The organism is Nocardioides sp. P5_C9_2, from assembly GCF_054049555.1.
Genome location: NZ_JBFUMD010000238.1, coordinates 1 through 5,785, shown reverse-complemented (window position 1 = coordinate 5,785; position 5,785 = coordinate 1). Strand labels below are relative to the sequence as shown.

Below are 5,785 nucleotides of genomic sequence, written 5' to 3'. Positions count from 1 at the left end.
GGGTGACGTGGTCGACGTGCGGCTCGCGGTCGGTCGGTAGGCGCGGCTACCGGTCGACGGCCCCGGCGCCCGCGCCGACGACGTGCAGGGTGACGTCCCGCAGGACCCCGGCGTCGGCGACGGCAGTCAGGTAGGTGCAGTGCGGTTGCCGCCGGCGGTCCGTGGGCGAGCCCGGGTTGAGCAGCCGCAGGCCAGTGTCGCTGGTGGTGTCCCACGGGATGTGGCTGTGGCCGAAGACCAGCACGTCGACGTCGGCGTACAGGGCACTGCACCGCACCTCGCGGCCCTGGGAGGGACCGGTCTCGTGCACCACCGCGAACCGGACGCCGTCGAGCTCGACGCGCGCGACCTCGGGGAGGCGCTCGCGGAAGGCGCCGTGGTCGTTGTTGCCCCACACCCCGACGAGTCGCCGAGCCCTGGCCTCGAGCTCGTCGAGGAGGCGCTCGTCGACCCAGTCGCCGGCGTGGACGACCACGTCCGCGTCCGCCACCGCGTCCCACAGCTGCGTGGGGAGGTCGCGCGCCCGCTTCGGCACGTGGGTGTCCGCCATGATGAGGAGCCGGGTCGACATGCCCTCAGTAAACAGACACCGCGTCACGGTCCGCGCTGGACGTCGACGTGACGGGCCGGTCGTGCCAGAGTGCGACGCATGTCGAAGGTCGCGATCGTCGGTGCGGGCGCCGTGGGTACGGCGATCGCGTACGCGGCGCAGATCCGCGGGGTGTGCCGGGAGCTGGCGCTCTTCGACCTCAACGCCTCCAAGGTGCGTGCCGAGGTGCTCGACCTCAACCACGGCCTCCAGTTCACGCCGACGGCGCGGATCACGGGCAGCGACGACCTGGGGGTGTGCGCGGGCGCCGACGTCGTCGTGATCACGGCGGGCGCGAAGCAGAAGCCCGGCCAGACCCGTCTCGACCTCGCGGCCGCCAACGTGGCGATGTGCCGCGAGCTGGTGCCGGCCCTCGTCGGGCTCGCGCCCGACGCGCTGCTGCTGGTGGTGACCAACCCCGTGGACGTGGTGACGTACGCCGCGCTGCAGCTCTCCGGCCTGCCTCCAGGTCGGGTCTTCGGCTCCGGCACGGTCCTGGACTCGTCCCGGCTGCGCTTCCTGATCGCCGAGCAGACGGGCGTGGCCGTCCAGAACGTGCACGCCTACATCGCCGGCGAGCACGGTGACTCCGAGGTGCCGCTGTGGTCCACGGCGACGATCGGCGGCGTGCCGGTCCAGGACTGGGGGTCGGGCGAGGGTCGGCTGGACGACGCGGCGCGGGCGCGCATCCACGAGCGCGTGGTCACGGCGGCGTACGAGATCATCGCGGGCAAGGGAGCGACCAGCCTCGCCATCGGTCTCGCGGTGTCGCGGATCCTCGAGGCGGTCCTCCACGACGAGCACCGCGTGCTCCCCGTGACGTCGCGGCTCGACGGCGTGCACGGGCTCTCCGACGTCTGCCTCTCCATGCCGTCGGTCGTCGGACGCTCGGGTGTCGAGAGCGTGCTGGCCACGCCGCTCGACGACGAGGAGGAACGCCAGCTCATCGCCTCGGCACAGGCCGTGCGGGCCGCGGCGCGGAGCCTGGGGCTCTAGGTGTCGGTGCGGCCCGCGGAGGACGCGGAGGTCACGGAAGCCGGACGGTGGCTGCTCGGGACGCGCGTCGACTGGATGGACCTGGTCCGGTACGGGCCGCCGGGCTTCGAGGTGTACGTGCGGATCGCCTTCGCCGAGGAGCCCGAGGACGACACCCTCCGCTCGGCCCTGGTGACCCTCGCYGGCCACACGACGACGCCGGACGCTGCCTACGCCGCGATCTGGGAGGGGTGGACGAGCCAGGATCCCGCTCCTCCCGCCCCGCGCCTGCGCATCCCGAACCGGACGATGGTGCTCTTCACCGGTCCGGTCGGGGTGGTGCGGGATGCGCCGACGCTGGCATGGCACGGGTCCGCGGCGGAGGGCTACCAGGAGCCGCATCTCGTGTGGCCTCAGGACCGCGCCTGGTGCCTGGCGTGCGAGGTCGACGAGGAGATCGAGTTCACGGTCGGGTGCGCGGAGCCGGCGGCGCAGGCGCTGACGGCCGCGCTGCCCGGCGCCGTGCGACGCGTGGGGTACGGGGAGCAGACGCCGCTCTACCGGGACTGACCGGGCAGTTCGGGCGCGCTGGATCGTGCCGACCGGGCAGTTCGGGCGCGCTGGGGTACGCCGACCGGGCAGTTCGGGCGCGCTGGGGTACGCCGCGGGAGCCCGCCGAGGCGGGTTCGCGAGGTGTACGTCGTGCTCGGCGCTCCTGCGTGTCCACCCGAGTCGTCGGCGAGCTCCCGGCGCGGCGAGGATCCCCCATTGTGAGGATGTCACTCGAACACCTGTTCGACTATCGTTGTCCTCAGATGCCGGACCCGCTCGGAGGGCCGGCGACACGGGGATCTGCGGGGGGCTGGGATGACGAGTGGACACCTGGTCCAGGACGCCGTCGAGGCGATCTCAGCGGCGCTGGACAAGGTCGCCGGCGTCGAGCTGCTGTACCTCGCACCGGCCGAGAAGGCGACCGCGCTGGTCGAGCTGGCGCGGCTGGAGTCGCGRGTSACGTCGACCCGGCTGCGGYTGCTGGCCGTCGCCGACGACGTCGCCGAGGAGGCCGGCGACCGGGATGTGGCGGCGTGGTTCGGSCGSACCGTGCACTGYGAYCGYGGCCCGGCCCGCCGGGACATGACGCTCGCCCGCTCACTCGAGCAGCGGTGGACCCTGTTGGCCGACGGGCACGCGAGTGGGGAGGTGTCGACCGCGCAGGCCGATGTCATCGCCCGAGCTCTCGATGATCTGCCCGACGACACCCCSACCGACRTCGTGAGCARGGCGGAGCGGGTGCTGGTCGAGCACGCCGCGACCTTCACCCCCCGAGAGCTCCGTGTCCTGGGCAGCCGGATCCTCGACGTCGTCGCCCCCGAGGTCGGGGAGGACCAGGAACGCCGCAAGCTCGAGGACGAGGAACGCAAGGCCAGGAAGGCGACGTCGCTGACGACGCGGTCGCACGGGGACGGGACCACCAGCATCCGGATCCGGGTGCCGGACGCCACCGCCGGCCGGCTGCTGACGTACCTGCACGCGTGGACCAACCCCCGCAAGAAAGACAGCTCACACAGCAGCGATGGCGACCAGAGTTCGCTGCCCTACTCCACCCGCCTCGGGCACGCGTTCTGTGCGCTGCTCGAGCACCTCGACCCGACCAAGCTGCCGGTCCACGGCGGCACCGCGACCGCAGTCGTCATCACGATGGACCTCGACGCGCTGAAGACCGGMCTCGGCGTCGCGACCACCGACACCGGCCASCGSRTCASYGCCKCCGARGYCCGCCGCCWCGCCTGCACCGCAGGGATCATCCCCGCSGTCCTCGGCGGSAAGTCCGAGATCCTCGACCTCGGCCGCKCCMTGCGRCTCCACAACGCCGCCCAACGCAAGGCCATGGGMCTSCGKGACGGCGGMTGCCGGGCCGARGGMTGCGACATCCCCGCCGCCTGGTGCGARGCCCACCACCTCATCCCCTGGTCCCAGGGCGGGAAGACCGACCTCGACGACGGCGTCCTCCTCTGCAGTCATCACCATCATCGGGCCCACGACGACAGATACCTCCACGACCGACTCMCCAACGGCGACCTCAGGTTCCACCGCCGCCGATAGGAGCGGATGAGCGCGTGCAGTGACGCTCGGCGCTCGGACGACATGCTCGCGCCGCTCAGTAGCCGGTGACGTCTCCACTGGCGACGTGGACGTGCAGGTGCTTCGAGTCCTGGTAGCGGCCGAGATTCGTGAGGACGCGCGCGGCCCCGTGCTCGGCCTCGACGTGCCGCGCCACCGACTGCACGACGTCGAGCAGCTCTCGCAGGAGCTCCTCGTCCGCGCCCGCGAGATCGGTCAGCGAGGGGACGTGGACCTTGGGCACGACCACGATGTGCACGGGCCAGTGCGGCCGGGTGTGGTGGTAGGCCAGGACTCCCGGGCCGTCATGGACGACATCGACCGCGGAGATGTCGGGGAGCGCGACGTCGCAGTAGAAGTCGTCACCGGAGTACGGGCTGGACACCATGGTCGATGGTGACATCCGCACGGACCGGTTGAGGCCGGGTCGGGCCCATGAGACTGACTAGGGTCGTGTGATGGTGTCCTTCATCAAGTCGGTGACCTTCGACTGCGCCGACCCGTTGCAGGTAGCGACGTTCTGGGCCGGGGCGCTCGGGTCCGACGTCGACGAGGACAGCACGCCTACGAGAGCTTGGGTCGAGCCCGCCGGATGGGGCGGGCCGAGCCTGTGGTTCCAGAGGGTGCCCGAGGGCAAGGTGGCCAAGAACCGGCAACACTTCGACCTGCGCGCGGTGGGCACGATCGATGACGAAGTACGCCGTCTCGAGCTGCTCGGCGCCACGGTGCTCCGCAGGGTCGATGACGACCTCGTGGTCATGGCAGACCTGGAGGGCAACGAATTCTGCGTCGAGTGACGCGATCTCGCTCGCGTGAACCGCCCGGTCCCGCCCGTGCGCGAGACCGGGCGGGACCAGGCGGGACCGGGCAAGACCGGCCGGAACCGGACGAGACCAAACGGGGCGATTCAGCGGGCACCGACCTCCTCCCGCGACGTCTCGGACTCGCGCTGGACGACCGTTGAACCGGTCGGGTGCTTCCACACCTTGGCCGTCGCGAGAAGCCCGGCCGCCATGGTGGCGACGACCGCGAAGGTCGCGATCCCGGTCTCGCCGGCGACGAGAGCGAGGCTGGTCGGGGTGGTCGAGGCGATGAGGGTGAATCCCCAGGCGAAGGTCAGGTTGGCGAAGCTGTGCCCGATCGTCACCGCCCACACGCTGCCCGAGCGGTCCCACAACCAGGCGTAGAAGACCCCGGCGGCGGTGATCGTGAGCACCGCGAGGGGGGCAGCGATCCAGCGCGGTCCCTCGGTGTCGTACGTCGTGGCGACCAGGATCAGCGGCAGGTGGAAGCAGCCGTGGGTGAAGCCGGTGATGACGGCGGCCCGGCGGGCGGTCGTCAGCTGCTGGACGCGGGGGAGCATGAAGCCGCGCCAGCCGATCTCCTCGCCCACCAGGACGACCAGCATCACGAGGAAGTTGAGCACCGAGTTCACGAGGAAGTTGCCGACCGTGAAGCCCGTGATGTGCAGGGGACGGAGCTCTCCCGCCCCGACAAGCAGCGCGATGCCGAACGCGCCTCCGCAGAGGAGGACCGGCATGCCGAAGGCCGAGCCCCAGGTCCTCGTGCCGGCCCGGCCGAGCCCGATGCTGCGCCACAGCTCACGACGACGGCCTCGTCCGAACATCGTGAAGGTGAGCATCGTGACGGCCGTCGCGGGCAGGAGTGCGCTGAGGAGCACGTTGATGTGGGCGTCGGGGATCCACAGGACGAGGCCGACGGCCAGGGCGAAAGTCAGGGACACGAAGCCGAGAACCTCACGCAGCGGTGAGTCCTGCAGTGTCGGGTGGACGGATGTCTGGGGTGGTGTCGTGGTTGCTGTCATGTCCCCAGACTCGCCGGACGAGCACCCCGGCCGCGTCTGGCTCGGGACCCCGATCGCCCTGTCTCCAGACAGAGCCGGACCGACCCGCGGATCAGCCCGCAGGCTCTCCCGCGAACGTGCGGGCAGCCGCTCAGCGACCTCCCGGGACGGCGAGCCCGGATTCATAGGCGTACATCACGAGCTGGGCGCGGTCCCGGAAGGAGAGCTTGGTGAGGAGGTGGCTGACGTGGGTCTTCACGGTGCCGTAGCCCAGGTGCAGCTGGGCGGCGATCTCC

The 5,785-nt window shown here is 71.4% G+C and carries 8 protein-coding genes; 4 read left to right on the top strand and 4 right to left on the bottom strand.

Annotation, left to right across the window (positions count from 1 at the left end; genetic code table 11):
• Nucleotides 1-46: 46 nt before the first annotated feature.
• On the bottom strand, nucleotides 47-571 hold the full coding sequence (locus ACXJKL_RS12710; protein ID WP_457207410.1) for a metallophosphoesterase family protein: 525 nt from the start codon (nucleotides 569-571) through the stop codon (nucleotides 47-49).
• 78 nt (nucleotides 572-649) lie between these two features.
• Here ACXJKL_RS12710 and ACXJKL_RS12705 point away from each other — a divergent pair, with 78 nt between their 5' ends.
• The 3 genes from ACXJKL_RS12705 (at nucleotide 650) to ACXJKL_RS12695 (ending at nucleotide 3,667) form a co-directional block, all read left to right on the top strand.
• Nucleotides 650-1,585 carry an L-lactate dehydrogenase gene (locus ACXJKL_RS12705; RefSeq protein WP_457207409.1) on the top strand — a complete coding sequence of 312 codons (936 nt, stop codon included), beginning with the start codon at nucleotides 650-652 and terminating at the stop codon, nucleotides 1,583-1,585.
• Entirely contained in the window at nucleotides 1,586-2,134 is a 549-nt protein-coding gene (locus ACXJKL_RS12700; RefSeq protein ID WP_457207408.1) for a hypothetical protein, read from the top strand.
• Between the two features lie 297 nt (nucleotides 2,135-2,431).
• Nucleotides 2,432-3,667 carry a DUF222 domain-containing protein gene (locus ACXJKL_RS12695; RefSeq protein WP_457207407.1) on the top strand — a complete coding sequence of 412 codons (1,236 nt, stop codon included), beginning with the start codon at nucleotides 2,432-2,434 and terminating at the stop codon, nucleotides 3,665-3,667.
• A 55-nt stretch (nucleotides 3,668-3,722) separates the two neighbouring features.
• Here the strand turns inward: ACXJKL_RS12695 and ACXJKL_RS12690 are convergent, their stop codons facing one another.
• The gene (locus tag ACXJKL_RS12690; RefSeq protein ID WP_457207406.1) at nucleotides 3,723-4,073 is read right to left on the bottom strand and encodes an HIT family protein; all 351 of its coding nucleotides are present in this window, start codon (nucleotides 4,071-4,073) and stop codon (nucleotides 3,723-3,725) included.
• Between the two features lie 70 nt (nucleotides 4,074-4,143).
• Here ACXJKL_RS12690 and ACXJKL_RS12685 point away from each other — a divergent pair, with 70 nt between their 5' ends.
• Nucleotides 4,144-4,482 (top strand): VOC family protein, encoded by a 339-nt coding sequence (locus ACXJKL_RS12685; protein ID WP_457207405.1) that lies wholly within the window; start codon nucleotides 4,144-4,146, stop codon nucleotides 4,480-4,482.
• Between the two features lie 110 nt (nucleotides 4,483-4,592).
• On the opposite strand, the gene ACXJKL_RS12680 is transcribed toward ACXJKL_RS12685, so the two are convergent.
• Together ACXJKL_RS12680 and ACXJKL_RS12675 are read right to left on the bottom strand one after the other, a co-directional pair.
• Nucleotides 4,593-5,429: a CPBP family intramembrane glutamic endopeptidase gene (locus ACXJKL_RS12680; protein WP_457207404.1), complete on the bottom strand. Its 837-nt coding sequence runs from the start codon at nucleotides 5,427-5,429 to the stop codon at nucleotides 4,593-4,595.
• A gap of 211 nt (nucleotides 5,430-5,640) precedes the next feature.
• On the bottom strand, nucleotides 5,641-5,781 hold the full coding sequence (locus tag ACXJKL_RS12675; protein WP_457207411.1) for a response regulator transcription factor: 141 nt from the start codon (nucleotides 5,779-5,781) through the stop codon (nucleotides 5,641-5,643).
• Nucleotides 5,782-5,785: the final 4 nt, after the last annotated feature.

Coding starts and splice junctions, on each gene's coding strand:
- ACXJKL_RS12710 (WP_457207410.1), bottom strand. CDS start 571: ATGTCGACCCGGCTCCTCATCATGGCGGACACCCACGTGCCGAAGCGG.
- ACXJKL_RS12705 (WP_457207409.1), top strand. CDS start 650: ATGTCGAAGGTCGCGATCGTCGGTGCGGGCGCCGTGGGTACGGCGATC.
- ACXJKL_RS12690 (WP_457207406.1), bottom strand. CDS start 4,073: ATGGTGTCCAGCCCGTACTCCGGTGACGACTTCTACTGCGACGTCGCG.
- ACXJKL_RS12685 (WP_457207405.1), top strand. CDS start 4,144: ATGGTGTCCTTCATCAAGTCGGTGACCTTCGACTGCGCCGACCCGTTG.